The sequence below is a fragment of the Atopobium fossor DSM 15642 genome (genome assembly GCF_000483125.1).
Lineage (GTDB): Bacteria > Actinomycetota > Coriobacteriia > Coriobacteriales > Atopobiaceae > Atopobium > Atopobium fossor.
The window spans coordinates 271253-291434 of sequence record NZ_KI519553.1; the positions used below are offsets into that span (position 1 = coordinate 271253).

Here is a 20182-nt window from a genome sequence, read left to right on the forward strand (position 1 = left end):
TAAGACCTTCGAACTTCGATAATATCGTTATATTTCAATGTTACAAAATTTTTGAGACTTAACACTACCTGCACATTTCAACATGGGTTGGTTATATCCGTCTAACTGTATCTTGCCTTGCTATGATGTAAGTTCATCTGGCTCATGGATCTAAAGGGGAGGAGAGATACATGAGTAACACTATGCGCGGTGTATATACCAATTTGACGGAAATTCGCCGTAATGTTTTTAGAGAGGTTGCAGCTGTTGCGTATGGCAATGCAAAGGATGAGACTACCAGGTTAGAAGAGTTGCCATACAAGATTATTCCAGGTGAGATTGCTACCTATCGCGAGAGTGTTTTTCTTGAGCGCGCAATTGTGGCAGAACGCATTCGCTTAGCGTTAGGATTACCGTTACAGGGTGTGGATAAGCCTGCCCCACTTACCGATGGTATTGAGGATGCGCTTAAGCCAGAGACCTATTATGAACCTCCCTTAATTAATATCATTAAGTTTGCTTGTAATGCCTGTGCAGATAACGTTTATCGTGTAACGGATGGTTGTCAAGGCTGCTTAGCACATCCGTGTCGCGAGATTTGCCCTAAGGGTGCCATTAGCTTTGTGGACAAAAAAGCTTATATCGATCAGGAAAAATGTATCAAGTGTGGTCGTTGTTTTGATGTATGTCCATATCATGCCATTGCTCACCAAGAACGTCCTTGTGCTGCCGCCTGCGGGATGCACGCCATTTCTTCTGACAAAAATGGTCATGCAGATATTGATTACAATAAATGCGTTTCCTGTGGTCAGTGTTTGGTTAATTGTCCGTTTGGTGCTATCGCGGATAAAAGCCAGATTTTTCAAGTTATTCAGGCCATGCATTATGGAGAAGAAGTTATTGCTGCTGTCGCCCCTTCTTTTGTAGGGCAGTTTGGCGGCAAGGGTAACGTAGGTAAACTGCGTGAGGCTTTTAAACAACTGGGCTTTGGCGGAGTAGAAGAAGTTGCCTTAGGTGCAGATTTGTGTTCTGTAGAAGAGGCACATATGTTTTTGGAAGAAGTGCCTCAAAAGCAAGCTTTTATGGCAACGTCATGTTGTCCTGCTTGGTCAGTTATGGCTAAAAAGGAATTCCCTGAGCATGCAGATAAGGTAAGTATGGCCCTTACTCCCATGACACTTACTGCACGTATGATTAGACGTGAACACCCTCATGCAAAGATTGTCTTTGTGGGTCCCTGTTCTGCAAAGAAGCTTGAAGCAATGAGAAAATCCGTGCGTTCGGAAGTAGATTTTGTTCTCACTTTTGAAGAGCTTGCTGGCATGATGGAAGCCAAGCATATTGATTACAGCAGTTTGGCAGATGATAACAAGTCTGACTTTAATGTAGCTTCTCATGATGGTCGTGCATTTGCAGTTTCTGGTGGTGTAGCTGCGGCGGTAAAGAACGTTATTGTATCCGAGTACCCAGATAGAGAAGTTAATGTTCAGACCGCAGATGGTTTGGAAGCATGCCGCTCACTTATGAAGGCGGCCATTAAGGGTCAGTATGACGGGTATTTACTTGAAGGCATGGCGTGTCCGGGCGGTTGTATTGCAGGTGCTGGCACCATTAATGCCATTAAGAAGTCTGCTGCTTTGGTGAATGCATATTCTCGCAAGTCGCCTCATAAGATTGCGTCTGAGTCTGGCTTGGAAAAGTACTTGCCTGAACTCGAGCGAGATAATGACTACATTGTGATGGGACAAAATGAAGTTGCTGAATCTGATGAGGCAACGCGTCCTGCTCAATAAAACACAGATTAAAAAAGAGGTGTTGACCTACGTCAACACCTCATACATCGTATAATTTCCTATACGTCTAAAATCACGCTATTCCTTCTCGCCTTTTATTGAAGCGTAGAACTTGGCAGAGTCAAATACGTCCTTGATGGTGTTGCCACCAATAAAGGGGACAACAAGAAATTCATCTACTGTAGATACAAGATCGCTGCAATCGATGTAGTGATTCTTCTCGTTACGTTTACTGGTATCCTGAGCCCTCCATGCCTGGAAGTTTGCATCGGTAAGGTAATACATCGAACTGCCAACCTTCATATAAATAGAGTGTTTGGCATGGAGGTAATCTACCAGTGCATCGTAATCCAAATCCAGAGTCTCGCTTGCCCTCTTTCCCATGGTTGGTCCTTTCTTCGTAGGGACAACTTCCATTACACAAATCCTACCGCTATATTCACCTGTCTTTCACGATTGTTTGACCTTCTCGGGAAACGGGATAGTAAGTCTGGTAGAAGGTAACGCGGTTCGTAAAGGTTTCGTTTCTTTTGGTCTGCGGTCACTTAAGCTCATCTATGCTGATACCATAGAAAAAATGTGCGCAACCAACGCAGTCTACGCTTGTTGCGCCGTCTGAGGGCAATGGTCATCCGTACCGACACGGGGTGATCCAGACGAAAGGAATACTATGCACTCTATGCACACACACGATTGTGGCCAACTCCGCGCATCTGATATTGGTGTAACCGTAACCCTTACCGGTTGGGTATGGCGTCGCCGCGATCATGGTGGTCTTATCTTTATTGACTTGCGCGACCGTGCGGGTGTGACACAGATTTCTTTTGACCCCGATCATTCTGGTGGCCTAGCGTTTCATCAGGCCGAGAAGGTCCGCTCTGAGTGGCCCATTAAGGTAGTGGGTGTGGTTCGTAGTCGTCCTGAAGGTATGAGTAATCCCAAGCTAGAGACGGGCGATATTGAGGTATTGGTGTCCAAAATTGAGGTGCTTAATACTTCAAAGACACCTCCTTTCCCCATAGAGGACCGTTTGGACAGTTCTGAGGATGTGCGCTTGCGCTATCGCTATTTGGACCTGCGCCGTCCTCATATGATGAGCAATTTACAATTGCGTTCCGACTTTACCTTTGCCATGCGCCAAGCCTTACATGACCAGGCTTTTATGGAGGTAGAGACTCCTGCTTTGTTTAAGTCCACACCTGAAGGTGCTCGTGACTTCTTGGTACCTAGTCGTGTACAACCAGGTCATTTTTATGCCTTACCTCAGTCTCCTCAGTTGCTTAAGCAAATGCTGATGATTGGTGGCGTTGAGCGCTACTATCAGGTGGCAAAGTGCTTCCGTGATGAGGATTTGCGTGCAGATCGCCAGCCGGAGTTTACCCAGGTAGATATAGAGATGAGCTTTGTATCCGAAGATGATGTTATGTCATCTTTGGAAGAGGTTTTGTCAAGCGCTTTTGCCAAGGTGGGTGTTGATATGCCTACGCCCTTGCGTCGTATTTCTTATTGGGATGCTATGGATACCTATGGTGTTGATAAGCCCGATACACGTTTTGGCATGACCTTGCATGATGTAAGTGATGTGTTTGCAAATTCGCAATTTAAGCTGTTTGGTAGTGCTGCTACCACTGATGGGCAGTATGTAAAGGCTATTAATGCAAAGGGTGCTGGAACATGGCCACGTGCGCAGATTGATAAACTTGCAGATATTGCAGCAGGTTTTGGTGCTAAGGGCTTGGCTTACATTGCATTTCGTGAGGATGGCTCTGTTACGAGTCCTATTGTTAAGTTCTTCTCAGACGAGGAAATGGCAAGCTTACGTGAAGTTATGAACGTAGAGCCTGGTGATTTGGTTATGTTTGCGGTTGGTAGCCGTCTAGATACAGACACCATTTTGGGTGGCATGCGTACGCATATGGCTAACGTTTTAGAGGTGCCGCGTGACGGGCATGATTTTTTGTGGGTTGTTAACTTCCCCTTGTTCCATTGGGACGAGGATCGCAAAGCATATGCTGCAGAACACCAACCCTTTACACAGCCTCTTGAGGATCAAATTGAACTTTTGGACACGGATCCTTTAGCTATTGGTTCTCATACTTATGACTTTGTCATGGATGGCTATGAAGCGGGTGGTGGTGGCATGCGTATTCATGACGCTTCACTTCAGATGCGCATTCTTGAGAAACTTGGTTTTACCAAGGAGTCCGCGCATGAGCAGTTTGGCTTCCTTATGGAGGCTTTAGAATTTGGTGCTCCTCCCATGGGTGGCTTTGCTCTTGGATTGGATCGTGTTTGCATGCTGCTTACTGGATCAGATTCCATTCGCGATGTCATGGCATTCCCTAAGACCAGCTCTGGCTCTGATCTTATGAGTGCTGCACCTAGTGAGGTTTCTACCAAGCAGCTCAAGGAAGTTTCACTGCGCACACTGTAGAACTTTTAGCTCTAAATCAAGGCAATAACTATCAAAAAATCTCGCAGTTCAAGTGGTTGAGCTGCGAGATTTTTGTAGATGTGCTATACGGGTGTGGCGTGACTTACGCTACGGTAGCGTCCTTGATAAAGTATTGGGGAAAACGTTCCATCACCACGTCAAGTTCTTGGATGGAACTGTTAATCTCTGCTTGAATGGCTTGATTAATACCTATGGTGTCATTATTGCCTAGGTATAAGTATTTATAGAGCTGCTGGCAGTATTGTGTATTAGGCTCTACCAGTTTGTTAAGAAGTAAGATGTAACGCAAACGCTCCAGAGGTACTGTTGCTTGGTAGAGCAGCTCCCACAAGTAATCCTTGTGAGCAGCTACATATAAAAGTTCCCAAAATTCACTTGTTACTTGTGTATATAAATAGATATCTGCAGAGCTTTCTACCAGCTGTTTTTGTACGCGAATATTGGCTGCAAGTTTTTGCAATAGTTCGCTCGATACATTGCCTACCAACTGAGACACAACGACAGGTTCAACAACAGATCGTAAAAAAATGCCTTGTCGTAAAGTATCTATATCAATGAGCGAGACATGCGTTGCGCTTTGAGGGGCTACATCAACTAAACGCCTATCGCGCAGAAGACCAATCGCCTCATGGACAGGCGTGCGTGATACCGCGAGTTTATCGGCAATAAGGCGCTCACGTACCCATGCGCCAGGAGCCATATGCAACATGAGGATGTTATATTCCAATACACGATAGGCGTAGGCGGAGCCTGTCTCGCCCTCCATGCGGGGAAGCACTACCAAAGAATCCGTAGTGGAATCAGACTTTTGACCTTCTAAAATGGTTACCGCATTCATGGTTCACCTAGCTTCTCTGCAGTTTGACTCTGTAGATGTAAGCGCAAATATATCAGTTGCCTATAGAGGTAGAGGATGAGGTAACGGTTTTTTCGATTACCGGAGGTAGATGATTCGCGAGCGTTGTTTTTTAGCGAATCTACCAAAGTTTGTCTTTTCTAATTTTACCGCGTAGCCGATAAAAGCAATACGGAATACTAATAATGTACGGTAGGTATTCTTAATAATAGCTACTCGTAGCGATATATATGAATAAGTAAGGTTGTATACATGATACCTAATACAAAACAGCACATGCTTGCATCGGTACCGTTTATTCTTCTTTTGCTGTGGACACTCTTTATTTGGGGAAACTCGCTTGTGATAGGAGAGGCTTCAACCGCCCAGAGCAACAGGGTGGTTGAATATGCGGTACCACTACTTAATTTTGTAGGCCTGCAGTGGAGTAATGCGACTTTTATTGTTCGTAAGTTTGCTCACTTCTTGGAATATAGTGTGTTGGGTGTTTTGGGATTAGTTGCTAGTAGACACTTTATTTTTCAAAGGTATAAGTGCCACGGTCGTCTTTTAGCTGTGATGTACCTTCTTGCAGTTCCGTGCATTGATGAAACCATTCAGCTTTTTGTGCCAGGTAGAGAAGGAAGTCTACGTGATATATGTATTGACTTGAGTGGAATTGCGTTTGGTGTTTTTCTTGCCTTGGTGGTGAGGTTTACATATCTAAACACGTGCTCTAAACAAGCGCAGCTGAACTTGAAACATAAAACTAAGTGTTCAGATGAAGTTAGAAAGTAACGTATTTAATTTGTGTGTGAAACAACACATAAAAATTAGTTAACCATAGTTGCCATTAATGTTTAATCGGGTTAACATCAGAACTTAGATTGAGTTAACAAACTTCAACTTTCTTCTGTTGATTTACTATACCGAATGCTTGTTGGGAGCAGATATGAATGACAACCATGCTGATACAGCACCAACTTCTGCTTCTATCGCACCGCAAATGCCCTTGTCGCTCGTCCACGATGGAGAGGCCGTGCATATTGCACGTGTTAAAGGTGGGCAATCTATTCGTCAACATCTTTCGGAGCTCGGGTTTGTAGAGGGAGCTGAAGTCAAAATTGTATCGCGCGTTAATGGCGATGTAGTGGTAGGTGTCAAAGGTTCAACCTTTGGACTTGACCGCAAAATGGCTTCCCATATTTATGTGAGCTAATGCAATTTGTTTATTAAACGCGATGGAAGGAAGGAAAATGCCAACACTTCGCGACGTACATGTTGGTGAGTCTTGCACGGTAGTCAAGCTTGCCGGTACGGGTGCTATTAAGCGCCGCATTATGGACATGGGCCTTACTAAAGGAACTAAGGTTCTTGTTCATAAGGTTGCACCACTTGGGGATCCAATCGAGGTGACCGTACGTGGTTATGAGCTGACTCTGCGCAAGGACGAGGCTCAGGTAATTGAAGTAAGCGACATTGTTGTAAAGGCGTAGGTAGGGAATTATGGCAGATACGATTAATATTGCACTTGCTGGTAACCCTAACTGCGGTAAAACCACGCTTTTTAATGAGCTTACCGGCTCAAATGGCTATGTTGGCAACTGGCCTGGCGTTACGGTCGAGAAAAAAGAGGCTACCTGGAAGAAGAATAAGAGCGTTCTGTTTACCGACCTTCCCGGTATTTACTCCTTGAGTCCTTACTCTCCCGAAGAGGTAGTTTCGCGCGACTTCGTAATTAACGAGAAGCCCGACGCTATTATCGACCTTATTGATGTAACTAATATCGAGCGCAACCTGTATTTGGCAACACAGATTCTTGAGGCTGGTCGTCCTGTGGTCATTGGCCTTAACATGTGTGACTTGCTCAAGGAACGTGGCGATGTTATTAATACCTCTTTGTTGTCTGAGCGTTTAGGTGTAGAGGTTCTTGAGGTTTCTGCACTGCGTAATACCAACATTACTGAACTTGTAGAGGCAGCAATTGCTGCTGGTAAGCAAGGTAAGATAAGCCAGGGCATTAAGCTGTTTACCCCCGAGGTTGAGTCTGCTTTGGAAGCTATTGCATCAGAGATTAAGTCTGATGTAGAGCCCAATACCTTGCGTTGGTATGCCATTAAGTTGTTTGAGCGTGATGCAGAGGCAATCAAGCCACTTGGTCTTTCTGATGAGCGCCTTGCTAAGATTGAAACTCTTATCACCAGCGTAGAAGAGGCTCGCGATGACGATGCTGAGTCTATTATCACCTCTGATCGTTATGAGTGGATTAGCTCTGTTATGGAGGAGTGCGTAGTCAAAGCTCCTGCCCAGCTCACAACTTCCCAGAAGATTGACAAGGTTATTACTTCTCGCTTGTTGGGTATCCCCATCTTTATTGCTGTGATGACCTTTATGTATTGGTTTGCTCTTGTGGCTGTGGGCACTCCTGCAACCGACTGGGTTAACGATAATCTTTTTGGTGACGGTTTCTTTATCTCTGCTTCTGGTTCCAATGCCTATACTGAGGCTAAGGAGGCTTGGGATGGCGAGTTTTATGCTGACAAAGTAGAAGGCTTTATTGCTGCTGCTCAGGAAGCTGGCATAGACACCGAGGGTATTGCTGATGCAGTTGCTGAGAAGGACACCGAAGCTGTTAGCAAGTTTGCTACTGAGGCTAAAGAAGCCGGTGTTGTTGCTAAGGATATTCCCATCCATAATGAGGATGGTAACTTGGTAGACGTTAATGATGAAGTGGTAACCAAGCTTGATGCTGAAGGCATGCCTGCCGATAAGAGCATTGAACTCCAGACTATTGCCAAGATTGATGCAGATGACTTTGTAGCAGCAGCTGCAGGTTCTGCAGAGGAGCCCGCTGCAGAGGACTTTGAAGGTTTTGTTCCTTCTATTCCCGGTGCAGTAGAGGCTTGGCTTACAAATTCTGGCGCTTCTCCTTTGGTTATCTCTTTGGTAATTGAAGGCGTTATTGGTGGTGTAGGTGCTGTTTTGGGCTTCATCCCCCAGATGTTTGTCTTGTTTGTATTGTTGTGCTTCCTTGAGGACTGCGGCTATATGAGCCGTGTTGCCTTTGTTATGGACCGCGTGTTCCGTCGTTTTGGTCTGTCCGGCAAGTCCTTCATTCCTATGTTGGTTTCTGCTGGCTGCGGTGTTCCTGGTGTCTTGGCAACTAAGACTATCGAGAATGAGAATGATCGTCGCATGACCGCAATGCTTGCCACCATGATTCCTTGCGGTGCTAAGCAGCCTATTATTGCACTGGTTATGGGTGTTTTGCTGGGCGGTTCCGATGCCTGGTGGATTGCTCCTATGTTCTACTTCTTGGGTCTTTTATCCATCATTCTTTCGGCCATTATGCTTAAGAAGACTAAGCCCTTTGCGGGCGATCCTGCTCCTTTTGTTATGGAGCTTCCCGATTATCACTTCCCAGCACTTAAGTCTTGGTGGCTGCATGTATGGGAGCGCGTAAGTGCTTACGTTAAGAAGGCCGGTACCATCATCTTTATGGCTGCTGTTGGTATCTGGGTTTTGTCTCGTTTTGGTTGGGCAAATTGGGATGGCGGCAACGGTGGCTTTGGCTTCCTTGAGGCTATGGCTGGCGCACCTGAGGAGTATATGGATTACTCCTTGTTGGCTGCTGTTGGTAGCTGGGTTGGTACCATCTTCATTCCTTTGGGTAACGATTCTTGGCAGGCAGCAGCTGCATCCATCTCTGCACTTATCGCTAAGGAGAATTTAGTTTCTACCTTTGGTGCACTGTATGGTTTGGGTGATGCGGGCGAGAACTCTGTAACCATGTGGAATGGCTTTGCCAATATGTTTACCTTTGGTGGCACATTGCACTTGGGTGCTATGCTGGCATTTGTTGCCTTCAATATGCTCAATGCTCCCTGCTTTGCTGCTATGGGTACTATTCGTAAGCAGATGGACGACGCCAAGTGGTTCTGGTTTGCCATTGGTTACGAGTGCGGCTTTGGTTGGGTAGTTGGTATGATTATTTACCAGCTGTATGAACTGTTTGTCTTTGGCCACTTTGGTCTGTGGACAGTTATTGCTCTTGTTGCTTTGGGAGCCATGTTCTTCCAACTCTTCCGTCCTATACCCAAGTGGGATAAGGCTGACGAAAAAATCTTGGAGAAGCTCGCTTAAGTTATTCTTAAATCGCATATTCCTCGCATCATAGCGGCAACGCTGTGGTGCGAGGTTTTTGTATATGTAGGAACCGTGCGTGTATCGTCTAGTGGTTTGTTCTGATGCGTATGGGGGATATCTCTTGTAAATAGATTGTGCACAATCAAATTATACCTATCAGGGTGATTGTAGTGCAGTTTCTTTAGACGTATCGCAAGTTCGCGGGGTTTCTCGCGAGAATAAAGGGGAGGAACATATCATGAGGACTATTATCAAGAAGGTTCAAGGCTACCATGCAATTGATGGAGCTGGTGTGCATTTGGTGCGTGTACTAGGCGCGGATACTGTGAAAGAGTTTGATCCAATTTTGATGTTGGATTCGTTTGATTCCACCAATCCTGAAGACTACAAAGCGGGATTTCCCATGCATCCGCATCGCGGCATAGAAACCATTAGTTATATGTCTAAAGGCTGGATTTCTCATCGGGATAGCTTGGGCAATGCGGCTTCCATTGGTGAAGGTGAAGTTCAGTGGATGAACTCCGGTTCTGGCATCATTCATGAGGAATTTCCCAATGCGCATGATCGCCTGTTAGGAGTTCAGTTGTGGCTTAATCTTCCTGCTCGGGACAAGATGAGCACGCCAACCTACCACAGTATAACTAACACGCAGATTGCAGAGGTTGCTGTTCAGGGTGGTAAAGTTCGTGTTTTGGCTGGCTCGTTTGAGGGAAAACAGGGTCATCAAAGTGAGCATTTGCCTTTGGATTATTATGATATTCAGCTGGATAAGGGTGCCGAGCTAACCATTGCCACCCCTCAAGATGATTCGCTTATGCTGTTTACTTTGCTGGGGGACGCCACTATTTCTGGCGAATATATTGACGAGAAAACCGCCGTTAAACTGTCTGCTGGAGATGGTGTAACTATAAGGGCCGAGTCCGATAGGGTCCAGGTACTATATATTGCATCCAAGGCCTTGAAAGAACCTGTGGCATGGGCTGGCCCTATTGTTATGAATACCTCTGTGGAGCTGGAGCATGCGTTTGATGAACTTGAGCAAGGAAGCTTTATTAAGGAAGGTTTGAGCGAGAAATAAACATTCTTTTCATACGGATGTACTATACTATACGAACATATGTACGAAAAGAAGCCAACATATCCGTATGATCATTTTGAGTCCGCAGAGCATACTATATCTCGCGCGGTAGATATCGCGCGAGATATTTTAGCTCAGATTACCGCTGGTGAATCAAGTGTTTTTAGCCAGCAAGAATATCGCGATACACCTATTTTGCGTACCGGCAGACAATTGCTGCAGGAACGCGAGAAAGATGTCTTTACAGTACAAAAGTCAAAACAACAGCTAGCAAGATATCAGCCAATAAGACAAGAGCCAACACCTCAGCGCATCTTAGAGATGCGCGGTTTGGCTACCCAGGCAGGCTGGCATAGTTATCATTACGGTGGCTCCAAGCTGTTTTATGAGCAGGCTTTATTTATGGCAGATTTTGAGGACGACTGTGACTACGCCAGTCATTTTTCCTGCTATTACCCCACGTATGAGGATATGAGTAATCTGGATGCGCGTGCGTACTTTAGTTGGCGTACTCAGTTTAGAAAATGCAAGATTTCCAAGGCCCCGCTATCCTTTTTGTTTGTGTATGCTTATGAGCTTTTGTGCGGTGTAGGGGTGGAGTCTGCACAGCAGGCAATGGATATGCTTGCAGTCTTATGTGATGAGTATTGCAAGGACGAAACTAATAAGGTGTTGCAGTCCTATTTGCGTTCATGGATGTTAGACCTTGCACTGTGGCATGGTTTGCCACTTGATTATGCATGCTCGGATTTTGTGCAATTTGCTGCAGTACATCAGTTGCGTGAACTAGAACAAAAACTTGTACAAGGAAAGCTTGAAGCTCCCCAGATTAACGCGTCAAAGTTGTTTGATTTATTGTGTGCAGTTAGCCAGTACCACTTAGAGAAGTCAAAACTGTATGCTACGCATCCACAAAAGCTACAACAGGTGTGCACCTGTGTGTTTGTAAAGATGGTTGAGCATTGTAAAACTCGCAGAAAAACAGGCTACATTGACGGCTTATTTGGTCCACCTGTTCGTGATCCATATGCCATGTTTTCTGGAGCAATTTTTTATACACCACAAGCCCATGAAAATCAGGTAATTGTAACTCCATGGCATGTGGTGTATAGCTGTCGTAACGGTCGCTGGACTATTTCTAAGCCATGTAAAGTGCAAACACGCAGCAGTGAGCTTGGTAATTTACTGCATGAGATAGATGCGGTTTTGCGAGAAGCCCTAGGGGATAGCACATCGCTTAAGCCTCGAGAAATTCCAAAATATCAGCGTGGATATATTACTCAGGAAATTATTCAGCTTGTTAACGAGAAAAAACGTATAGAGGCCGCACGCATAGTTATTAACAAGGACTCTTTACATAGTATTCGCACTAATGCAGCTCAGACGCGTGAAGCATTGCTAGTGGATGAAGAGCGTGAGTTTATAGCAGAGTCCGAGCTATCCGCAAAACATATAGAAGAACCTACGCCAAACACAGGGATTCTCAGTAATTGGCAAAAAGAGCTTCTAGAATCTGTGTTAGAAAACAAGCCAATGCCGCAAATACAATCAACTATTATGCTTTCGGTTGAGGTTGATCGTATTAATGAACTGCTGTATGAGCAGGTATATGATGCTGTTTTAGAGTTTGACGGACAAGTTGTGAGTTTGGTAGAGGACTACCGTAAAGATGTAGAGGAGTTTGTACGTGCCAACTGATTCAGTTCGTGTGCCTAAGCGCATTGCAGGTGTTTTGATAAATTCGCTTAAGGGTGGTGTTGTACCACGTGTGGGCTTACCGTATATCACGGTTGGTCGTAAGGATGAGATTACAGCCTTATTACGCGATCTGTCTATGGTGGCAGATGGTGGCGCATCGTTTAGATTTGTGGTTGGTCGTTATGGTAGCGGTAAGAGTTTTTTATTACAGACCATGCGCAATCATGCCATGGGTAATAATTTTGTTGTGGCGGATGCAGACTTATCACCAGAGCGTCGTTTACAGGGTACGCGTGGCCAGGGTTTAGCTACGTATCGTGAACTCATTTCTAACTTGTCTACCAAGACGCGTCCTGAAGGCGGGGCTCTTACGCTTATTTTGGACCGTTGGGTTACGGGTGCGCAGTCAAAGGTAATTGCTGCAGGTACGCTTCCAGAGGATTTAGCTTTTGTAGAGGAAGTTCAAAAAACTATCTATGCTTCATTGTCTGATCTGCAAGAAATGGTACATGGTTTTGATTTTGCTAAGCTTTTATCGGCATATTTTCGTGCTTTTATGGACGGGGATGATGAGGTTAAAGCAAATGTTATTCGTTGGTTTCGTGGTGAGTATCGTACCAAGTCTGAGGCTCGTGCAGAATTAGGTGTGACGGCCATTATTACGGATGATGACTGGTATGACTACATTAAGCTGTTTGCTTGTTTTTTGCGTGGCGCTGGCTATGAAGGTTTATTGGTGCTGGTAGATGAACTAGTTAATCTGTATAAGATTCCCAATGCTATTTCACGACAATATAATTACGAGAAGATCTTAACCATGTATAACGATGCCCTACAAGGCCGTGCTCAGTATTTAGGCATCATCATGGGCGGTACGCCACAATCTGTAGAAGATAGGCGTCGTGGCTTATATTCATACGAAGCTTTGCGTTCTCGTCTTACACAAGGGCGTTTTGGCAGAGAAGGTATGTCCGATTTGTTAGCTCCTGTTATTCGTTTGATGCCACTTACCCCGGAGGAGCTTCTGGTTCTTATCGAGAAACTCGCAGATATTCATGCTGATCTTTTTGGTTATGAACGTCGCTTAGATGAGGCTCAGCTCACAACATTTTTAGAGATGGAATTATCTCGTGTGGGTGCGCAAACGCATATTACGCCTCGTGAAGTTATTCGTGATTTTATCGAGATGCTCGATATTATGTTCCAAGATCCATGTGTGACGGTAAAAAATTTGTTAGGCGATGAGTCCTTTGGACAGCACAAAAATCTGGAAGTAGAAGCTACTGGTACAGTTGCGAGTGCACCGAAGGATAATGATGAAGGTTCATCTCAATTTGCCGAGTTTACTTTGTAGGTAATTCTGAGTAACTCATCTGTATGTATGCCAAAAAGGAATAATTATGGGGTTTTTAATCATATCTTTGAGTTTTGGCGTTGTTGCATTGCTACTTTTTTTATTGACAATCTATATCTATTTGAGAATTGCAATAGCCGTAAGAACAGAAAGAGATTTGCCCAGATGGATTTATGTGATTGGATCAATCCTGAAAGGAAGATTCAGTCACATTCAATTTGATGATGTTACTGATTCGATAGCATTGAAAGAGGCTACCTTATCCATTTTGAATTTTATTTTGGCAAATATTGTTGTTTTCGGCGTAGTATTTTATGAAACACATCACTTTTCAAAAGCACTTTATACCTGTTTAAAGGCTGAGTTTGGTATTGCTATTGTGGTAATAATACTGAGCCGTGTTATTAAATTGATCACTGGATTATTTAATCGTTCGAATAAACCGATATATTATTATTCTTCATCAAATGCTGTACTTGGTACCCAGTCTTTTGCATGTTTTTTCTTAGTGCTCTTCATATCTTTGACCGGATTTCCTTCAGAACCAATCGAAGTTCAAGTAGATAAAACTAATGTCATCATTGGGGAAACAAAGGCATCTGAGCTCTTGTCAGAAGGGTTTACTTTTTATGAAAAGACAGCTGATAGCGAGATTGTAAATCAACGCAATGATCATTTTTATTACGGCAAGCTTTTAGAAATCTTTCGTGACGGTAAGTCCTATGGTTTTATGAGTGTTACACCTACAGAGAAAGACTCGGATAGCTTAAAGAACTGTGTCATAACATACTATGAGATTGATGCTAATAGTAAGCAATTATCTGAAGTTACATTCAACCATACAGATTTGTCTCATCTTACCATCCAAGATTTTAGAACTAAGGATATAAAGGATATTTTTTCGTTAAATCCTGTAGATTCTGAAGAAATAAAAAATGACACTCTTTTCAGTCTTACGATGCAAACCGCAGATTATGAGCTATGGAAAAGATATAGAATCGAGGCTAATTTTAATCCAGATGGAACTGCATATCGTTACGGTGCAAGAGCACAACATGCACAATGGGAGTAAACTTTATAACAATCGGGCAGAAGATAAATAATTATTTTTTTAATCTACCTTATCTACCGACCTCTCACAGCACTGTATGTACGGTTCCATATACGGTGCTTCCTTAGTTTTCACATATTTTGTTTAAAAAAGATACATATATCTAACTTTTAACAATATACTGGTTGTATAGTTTACTTATGGTAACTTTTGCAACGGTATAGGAGCTCGATATGAACGCACGAGCAACAGTGCAAGCAAGTGAAGCAAGCTTTATTTGTGCGAGCGATGTGTGCAAGAGCTATGGTCAGGCGGATGCAAAGGTATGCGTATTGTCTGGCATTAATACCACCATCAATCATGGTGAGATTTGTGTACTGTTTGGCCCTTCTGGCTCGGGAAAGTCTACGTTTTTGAACCTTTTAGGAGGTTTGGAAGCAGCAGATTCTGGCTCCATTCAAGTTGGCGATCAAGACATTACGCAGCTTTCTTCTAAGCAGCTTGTGGAGTATCGTCGTAAAGAACTTGGGTTTATCTTCCAGTTTTACAACCTTATTCCAGACCTTACCATCCGAGAGAACATCGAGGTGGGAGCTCATGTTTCCCAAGCACCACTGCCCATAGATGACTTGCTGCATAACTTGGGCCTATGGGAACACCGAAACAAGTTTCCTAACCAGGTTTCTGGTGGTCAGCAGCAGCGTTGTTCCATTGGTCGTGCCTTGGTAAAAAATCCCCGACTGTTGTTGTGTGATGAACCTACGGGTGCTTTGGACTATAAGACCTCTAAGGAAATTTTGCAGCTTATGGAGCAAGTCAATCGTCAATATGGCTGCACCATGATTATAGTTACGCATAACGATGCTATTAAACGCATGTCTCATCACATTCTCCGTTTGCATGATGGCTGCATTGTGGAGGATCAGATGAACACTCATCTTGTACCTGCCATGGATTTGGAATGGTAGGGTCTTATGTCACCACTTATTAAACGTCTCCCGCGAGATTTTATACACAATTTAGGTAAATATTTGGGATTATTCTTTTTAATCACCGTTACCATTGCTATGGTATCCAGCTTTTTAACGGGTGCGAGCTCTATTCAAAAACGTATTGCTCAAAATCGTGCCACCGCCAATCTTGAGGATTTTTATGTAACAACGCAGTTCAAGATTCCAAACGATGTTATTACTAAGGTGCAAAAGCATCGTTCTGGTTGTACCTTGTATGAGAACTTCTATTCCGATGTGCAGTTCACAGCTCCAGGTGCACAAAAGCAAACCACTGCACGTTTATTTAAAAATCGTACAGACTTTAATATGGTTACCTATGTGGAAGGTAGAGCCCCGTCACAAGATAACGAGATTGCTCTTTCTCGAACCTATTGCAACAACAATAATCTCTCTGTGGGAGATACCATTCAACTGAGTGGTCGTACGCTTACTATTACGGGATTTATGAGCATGCCGGATTATCAGGTGCTGGTAAAGAAGAACACAGACCTTATTTATGATGGTGTAACTTTTACGCTTGCTCAGCTTACTGACGAAGCATACGATCAACTATCAAAAGCTCAGGTTTATCGCTATTCTGTGGTGTTGGATAATACGTCCATGGTTTTGAGTGAGCGTGTAACGTATGAGCAGGATGTGGCAAAACTTCTTAACGACAACCATGTCTTTTTGACTGAATTGATAGATAAAGAAGATAACAACGCTTATAGCTATGCAGATAAGGACTTTGAAAGCGACCAAAAAAGCTGGGCTGTTGCAGGTACAATTTTGCTGGTTGTGGCATCATTTGTCTTTGTAGTGCTTACTAAGGCAACCATTGTGTCCGAAAGTGCCGTTATTGGAACATTACTGGCTTCAGGCTATCGTAAGCGTGAACTTATTGCGCACTATATGGTGTTGCCTACACTAACGGGGTTGTTGGCAGCAGGGATAGGTAACATCATTTGTTACAGCGGCTTTGCTAAGAATATGACTCAAAGCTATTATCGCGCATATGACATTATTAATTTTATGCCGCTTTTTTCGGTAGAGATATTTGTTTTTATGACGGTCTTGCCAGTGCTTTTGCTCATGATCGTGAGCTTTATTGGTATTGCCATCAGTCTTAAGGCAACGCCTCTACAGTTTTTGCGTCAAGAAATCCGTCATCGTTCTCGCGGTAGTAAGCTTGTGTTTCCAGACTATTGGAAGTTTCTGCGCCGTTTTCGCATGCGTATTTTAGTGCGCAATACATCACAGTTTCTCATTCTGTTTTTGGGGATTGTATTTTCAAACGTCTTACTGCTCATGTGTTTGTGCACGATACCACTGATGGAAGAGTATTCTGCTCAAATGTCTAAGATGGTGCCCGCGCAGCATGTGTATACGCTTAAAGAGCCTCTGGAAATTGATGTGACATCTGCACAGGTGGATGCTGCTTCCGCTCTTAATGTGCTGCATAAATATGAACATCCAGAAGATGAGCTCAGCAAATCTCGGTACCTCACTCTGCTCATGCGCGCATCCTTGCTGGAGTCTGACCCCTATGTTGCTGCGGGTCATCCAGTAAATATGTATCACAACTCAGTACAGGCTATCGAGAAATCCGAGAAGTTTGCTGTTACAACGCTTGATGTGCCGCGTGCAATTTCTGGCAAGAGTGAAGAAGTTACTGTATACGGCATTGACCTTAATTCTGATTATTGGAAATTTGACGTATCTGGTGGCAAGATCGTGGTTGGTCTTGGTTTGGCACAAAAGTGTAACCTCACTCGAGGAGAGCAGTACTGCTTTACCAATCGCTATACAGGGGATACGTATATGCTTTCTCCTGATGTTATTGCTGGCAGTCAGACGGACATGAATGTATACATGAGCCGTACTATGTGGTGTGAGATATTTGATAAACCAGTTGATTACTTTAATGGCTACGCTTCTAATAAACCCCTGCTATTAGATGATTTGTATCTAGTGGCGGAGACTACACCTGGACAAATGGCATCTGCGGGTGATCAAATTAACCGTTCCATGGGTAGTGTGTTGTCTATGCTTATGTGGGCTGCCATTCCAGTATCCGTGTTGCTTATCTTTCTTCTCACTAAAACAATTATTGAGCAATCCGCACGGTATATCTCTTATATGAAGGTATTTGGGTATACCGAAAAAGAAATTCGTATGCTTTATATGCATCCCATCACGTTTACTGTATTGGCATCTGAGCTGCTATCTATCCCTGTAATCATTGTGATTGTGAATGAAATTATGCATCAACTATTGGCCGATTATGCAGGTAATTTTCCTCTTAATTATCGACCAGAGCTATTGATGCAGGTCTTCATAATTGGTATTGCAACCTATGTGGTAGCCGCTGCCATTCATGTGTGGAATATCCACAAGGTCAGTTTGGCTGAGGCACTCAAGGTACAGGAGTAGTATAATACGAACAGATGTACTGTTTTGTTCGTGAGGAGTTACACATGTCAGATGTGTTTGAGCGCTACGCTCCTTTTGTGCGTGACTTTATCTATGAGCATGACTGGGAGTCATTGCGGGCAATTCAGCTGGCTGCAGCAGACGCCATTTTTAATACAGATAGTAATGTACTACTTACTTCTTCTACGGCTTCTGGTAAAACAGAAGCAGCATTTTTTCCCATCTTAACGCAGTTGTGGGAAAATCCTCCCACCTCGGTAGGGGCAATCTACATTGGTCCACTCAAGGCATTAATTAATGATCAATTTTATAGGCTAGAAGAGCTTTGTGCACAGGCAGATATTCCCGTTTGGCATTGGCATGGAGATGTTTCTGCTTCTCATAAAGCCAAAATGTTTAAGCACCCATCTGGTGTACTGCAAATCACGCCAGAATCGCTTGAGGCAATGCTTTTACATAGGCATGCTGCAATTCCAGCGCTGTTTCATGATTTACGGTATGTGGTCATAGACGAAATTCATTCGCTTTTGCGCGGGGATCGTGGTATGCAAACATTGTGTTTGATTGAGCGTCTTTCTCGTTTGGCTGGTGTTAATCCACGACGTATTGGTTTATCGGCTACTATTGGCAATCCTCAATCTACAGCTTCGATTCTTTCTGCTGGTACAGGGCGTCAAACAATTATTCCACGCGTAGTTGAGCCAGGACAAACCTGGCTCATTTCTATGGAACATTTTTATACGTCCGGTTTACAAGCTACGCAGCAAGGAGGGGGAGTGCGGCAAGCACTGGACGGAAGCTTGCATATAGAAGCATTGATAGAAGAGCCTGGAAAATCTGAAAAAATTATTCCAATTTCTAATACTGATATTGCAATGGATGCGACTGACGATGCGCCTACCAATGCAGACCCGGGCATTGGCTATATTTTTGAGCACACTCGAGGTAAAAAATGCCTTGTTTTTTCAAACTCTCGGGAAGAGTGTGAAGCAATAACAAGTACCCTACGCTCATATTGCGAATACAACCATGAGCCAGACAGGTTTCTTATTCATCATGGTAATTTGTCTTCCAGTTTTCGTGAGAGTGCAGAAGACTTGATGCGCGATGATGAAGTAGCGCTTACTACCTGTACTACTGCTACACTTGAGTTGGGTATTGATATTGGCCGCTTGGAACGCGCATTTCAGATAGACGCACCCTTTACGGTCTCTAGTTTTTTGCAGCGTATGGGTCGTACAGGTAGACGTGACGTGCCACCAGAGATGTGGTTTGTTATGAGAGAAGATCAACCAGAACCCCGTAGCCTAATGCCTTCAACAGTGCCCTGGAAGTTATTGCAAGGCATTGCTTTGGTGCAGCTGTATCTGGAGGATCGTTGGGTAGAGCCAGCGCGAGAAGGGCGATTACCTTATAGCTTGCTTTATCATCAAACCATGGCAACCCTTGCTTCAGCTGGAGATATATCGCCAGCTCAACTTGCTAGTCGTGTGTTAACACTTTCCCCTTTTGCAAACGTGAGTACAGACGATTATAGGCTGTTATTGCATCATTTATTAGAAACAGAACAAATCCAGCAAACGGAAGAAGATACTCTCATTATTGGGCTGGCTGGAGAGCGTGTTACTAACAATTTCCGTTTTTATGGCGTGTTTGTAGAAAACGAAGAGTATACCGTTCGTAGTGAAAGCCAAGAACTGGGTACTGTGGTGCTACCACCACCTACAGGAGAAAAACTTGCTATTGCGGGACATGTTTGGTTGGTAGAAGAGATAGATCACAAGCGTAAACTTATCTACGTAACTCTCGTAAAAGGCAAGGTGCCTGCTTACTTTGGTGATGTTGCAGGAGATATAAACACGCGTGTTTTGGAGCGGATGAAGCAAGTCCTTGTGGAGCAAAAGTCATATACCTATTTGCGTCCACAAGCACAAGCTCGCTTGTTACAGGCCCGTTCTGTGGCTCGTGCAGCGCATATCACTCAGGAGCCTTTGATTCATTTAGGTGGAGATACTTGGGCGCTATTTCCTTGGCTGGGCAGCTATGCCTTTTTAGCGCTCGAGCGGATTATCAAACGTAAACTCCCTGCATATCTAGGCATTAAAGGGATAGATACCTATCGTCCGTATTACATTCAGTTCAGAATGAAAGCAACTCCGGAGGATTTTTTTGATGCACTCTCCGAAGTTGCTTCTACAGATTTTGATCCTATGGAATTACTCTTTGATTCAGAGCTTCCTATTTTTGATAAGTACGATGAATATTTGCCAAAAGAACTCGTGCGCAAGGGTTTTGCTTGTGGCGTACTGGATATTGAGGGAGCATGTACGCGTATTATGCAGTGGGTAAACACCGAGCTCGTCTAGCT

Annotated in this window: 15 protein-coding genes; 13 read left to right on the forward strand and 2 right to left on the reverse strand. The window is 43.9% G+C overall.

Annotated features, from left to right (window positions below; genetic code table 11):
• The first annotated feature begins 170 nt into the window (after nucleotides 1-170).
• The gene (locus tag G469_RS0104085) at nucleotides 171-1772 is read left to right on the forward strand and encodes a 4Fe-4S dicluster domain-containing protein (protein WP_028263961.1); all 1602 of its coding nucleotides are present in this window, start codon (nucleotides 171-173) and stop codon (nucleotides 1770-1772) included.
• Between the two features lie 78 nt (nucleotides 1773-1850).
• On the opposite strand, the gene G469_RS0104090 is transcribed toward G469_RS0104085, so the two are convergent.
• Complete coding sequence (locus G469_RS0104090) at nucleotides 1851-2156, reverse strand: hypothetical protein (protein WP_028263962.1); 306 nt, start codon at nucleotides 2154-2156, stop codon at nucleotides 1851-1853.
• Between the two features lie 286 nt (nucleotides 2157-2442).
• Between G469_RS0104090 and aspS the strand changes: the two genes are divergently transcribed.
• On the forward strand, nucleotides 2443-4206 hold the full coding sequence (aspS, locus tag G469_RS0104095; protein WP_028263963.1) for an aspartate--tRNA ligase: 1764 nt from the start codon (nucleotides 2443-2445) through the stop codon (nucleotides 4204-4206).
• 103 nt (nucleotides 4207-4309) lie between these two features.
• Here the strand turns inward: aspS and G469_RS0104100 are convergent, their stop codons facing one another.
• The gene (locus tag G469_RS0104100; protein ID WP_028263964.1) at nucleotides 4310-5065 is read right to left on the reverse strand and encodes a GntR family transcriptional regulator; all 756 of its coding nucleotides are present in this window, start codon (nucleotides 5063-5065) and stop codon (nucleotides 4310-4312) included.
• Between the two features lie 270 nt (nucleotides 5066-5335).
• Here G469_RS0104100 and G469_RS08340 point away from each other — a divergent pair, with 270 nt between their 5' ends.
• The 11 genes from G469_RS08340 (at nucleotide 5336) to G469_RS0104155 (ending at nucleotide 20180) form a co-directional block, all read left to right on the forward strand.
• Complete coding sequence (locus G469_RS08340) at nucleotides 5336-5860, forward strand: VanZ family protein (RefSeq protein ID WP_051353755.1); 525 nt, start codon at nucleotides 5336-5338, stop codon at nucleotides 5858-5860.
• Between the two features lie 154 nt (nucleotides 5861-6014).
• The gene (locus G469_RS0104110) at nucleotides 6015-6281 is read left to right on the forward strand and encodes a FeoA family protein (protein WP_051353756.1); all 267 of its coding nucleotides are present in this window, start codon (nucleotides 6015-6017) and stop codon (nucleotides 6279-6281) included.
• A 37-nt stretch (nucleotides 6282-6318) separates the two neighbouring features.
• Nucleotides 6319-6558: a FeoA family protein gene (locus G469_RS0104115; RefSeq protein ID WP_028263966.1), complete on the forward strand. Its 240-nt coding sequence runs from the start codon at nucleotides 6319-6321 to the stop codon at nucleotides 6556-6558.
• A gap of 10 nt (nucleotides 6559-6568) precedes the next feature.
• On the forward strand, nucleotides 6569-9205 hold the full coding sequence (gene feoB, locus G469_RS0104120) for a ferrous iron transporter B (RefSeq protein WP_028263967.1): 2637 nt from the start codon (nucleotides 6569-6571) through the stop codon (nucleotides 9203-9205).
• Nucleotides 9206-9446: 241 nt separating this feature from the next.
• Nucleotides 9447-10286: a pirin family protein gene (locus G469_RS0104125; protein WP_156908404.1), complete on the forward strand. Its 840-nt coding sequence runs from the start codon at nucleotides 9447-9449 to the stop codon at nucleotides 10284-10286.
• A 39-nt stretch (nucleotides 10287-10325) separates the two neighbouring features.
• A complete protein-coding gene (locus G469_RS0104130) occupies nucleotides 10326-11984 on the forward strand; it encodes a TerB N-terminal domain-containing protein (protein ID WP_028263969.1) in 1659 nt (552 codons plus the stop codon).
• A complete protein-coding gene (locus tag G469_RS0104135; RefSeq protein ID WP_028263970.1) occupies nucleotides 11974-13338 on the forward strand; it encodes an ATP-binding protein in 1365 nt (454 codons plus the stop codon). The genes G469_RS0104130 and G469_RS0104135 overlap by 11 nt, the downstream gene beginning before the upstream one ends.
• Before the next feature lie 46 nt (nucleotides 13339-13384).
• Entirely contained in the window at nucleotides 13385-14410 is a 1026-nt protein-coding gene (locus G469_RS0104140) for a hypothetical protein (RefSeq protein ID WP_028263971.1), read from the forward strand.
• Between the two features lie 212 nt (nucleotides 14411-14622).
• On the forward strand, nucleotides 14623-15357 hold the full coding sequence (locus G469_RS0104145; protein WP_051353757.1) for an ABC transporter ATP-binding protein: 735 nt from the start codon (nucleotides 14623-14625) through the stop codon (nucleotides 15355-15357).
• A 6-nt stretch (nucleotides 15358-15363) separates the two neighbouring features.
• Nucleotides 15364-17814, forward strand: a complete 2451-nt coding sequence (locus tag G469_RS0104150) for an ABC transporter permease (protein WP_028263973.1) — start codon at nucleotides 15364-15366, stop codon at nucleotides 17812-17814.
• Nucleotides 17815-17858: 44 nt separating this feature from the next.
• A complete protein-coding gene (locus tag G469_RS0104155) occupies nucleotides 17859-20180 on the forward strand; it encodes a DEAD/DEAH box helicase (protein WP_028263974.1) in 2322 nt (773 codons plus the stop codon).
• Nucleotides 20181-20182 lie beyond the last annotated feature (2 nt).

What these genes read in the sequence shown, in the direction of transcription:
- G469_RS0104140 (WP_028263971.1), top strand. Translation starts at nt 13,385, where the DNA reads ATGGGGTTTTTAATCATATCTTTGAGTTTTGGCGTTGTTGCATTGCTA.
- G469_RS0104130 (WP_028263969.1), top strand. Translation starts at nt 10,326, where the DNA reads ATGTACGAAAAGAAGCCAACATATCCGTATGATCATTTTGAGTCCGCA.
- G469_RS08340 (WP_051353755.1), top strand. Translation starts at nt 5,336, where the DNA reads ATGATACCTAATACAAAACAGCACATGCTTGCATCGGTACCGTTTATT.
- G469_RS0104155 (WP_028263974.1), top strand. Translation starts at nt 17,859, where the DNA reads ATGTCAGATGTGTTTGAGCGCTACGCTCCTTTTGTGCGTGACTTTATC.
- G469_RS0104090 (WP_028263962.1), bottom strand. Translation starts at nt 2,156, where the DNA reads ATGGGAAAGAGGGCAAGCGAGACTCTGGATTTGGATTACGATGCACTG.
- G469_RS0104145 (WP_051353757.1), top strand. Translation starts at nt 14,623, where the DNA reads ATGAACGCACGAGCAACAGTGCAAGCAAGTGAAGCAAGCTTTATTTGT.
- G469_RS0104150 (WP_028263973.1), top strand. Translation starts at nt 15,364, where the DNA reads ATGTCACCACTTATTAAACGTCTCCCGCGAGATTTTATACACAATTTA.
- G469_RS0104110 (WP_051353756.1), top strand. Translation starts at nt 6,015, where the DNA reads ATGAATGACAACCATGCTGATACAGCACCAACTTCTGCTTCTATCGCA.
- G469_RS0104115 (WP_028263966.1), top strand. Translation starts at nt 6,319, where the DNA reads ATGCCAACACTTCGCGACGTACATGTTGGTGAGTCTTGCACGGTAGTC.
- G469_RS0104085 (WP_028263961.1), top strand. Translation starts at nt 171, where the DNA reads ATGAGTAACACTATGCGCGGTGTATATACCAATTTGACGGAAATTCGC.
- feoB (WP_028263967.1), top strand. Translation starts at nt 6,569, where the DNA reads ATGGCAGATACGATTAATATTGCACTTGCTGGTAACCCTAACTGCGGT.
- G469_RS0104125 (WP_156908404.1), top strand. Translation starts at nt 9,447, where the DNA reads ATGAGGACTATTATCAAGAAGGTTCAAGGCTACCATGCAATTGATGGA.
- G469_RS0104100 (WP_028263964.1), bottom strand. Translation starts at nt 5,065, where the DNA reads ATGAATGCGGTAACCATTTTAGAAGGTCAAAAGTCTGATTCCACTACG.
- aspS (WP_028263963.1), top strand. Translation starts at nt 2,443, where the DNA reads ATGCACTCTATGCACACACACGATTGTGGCCAACTCCGCGCATCTGAT.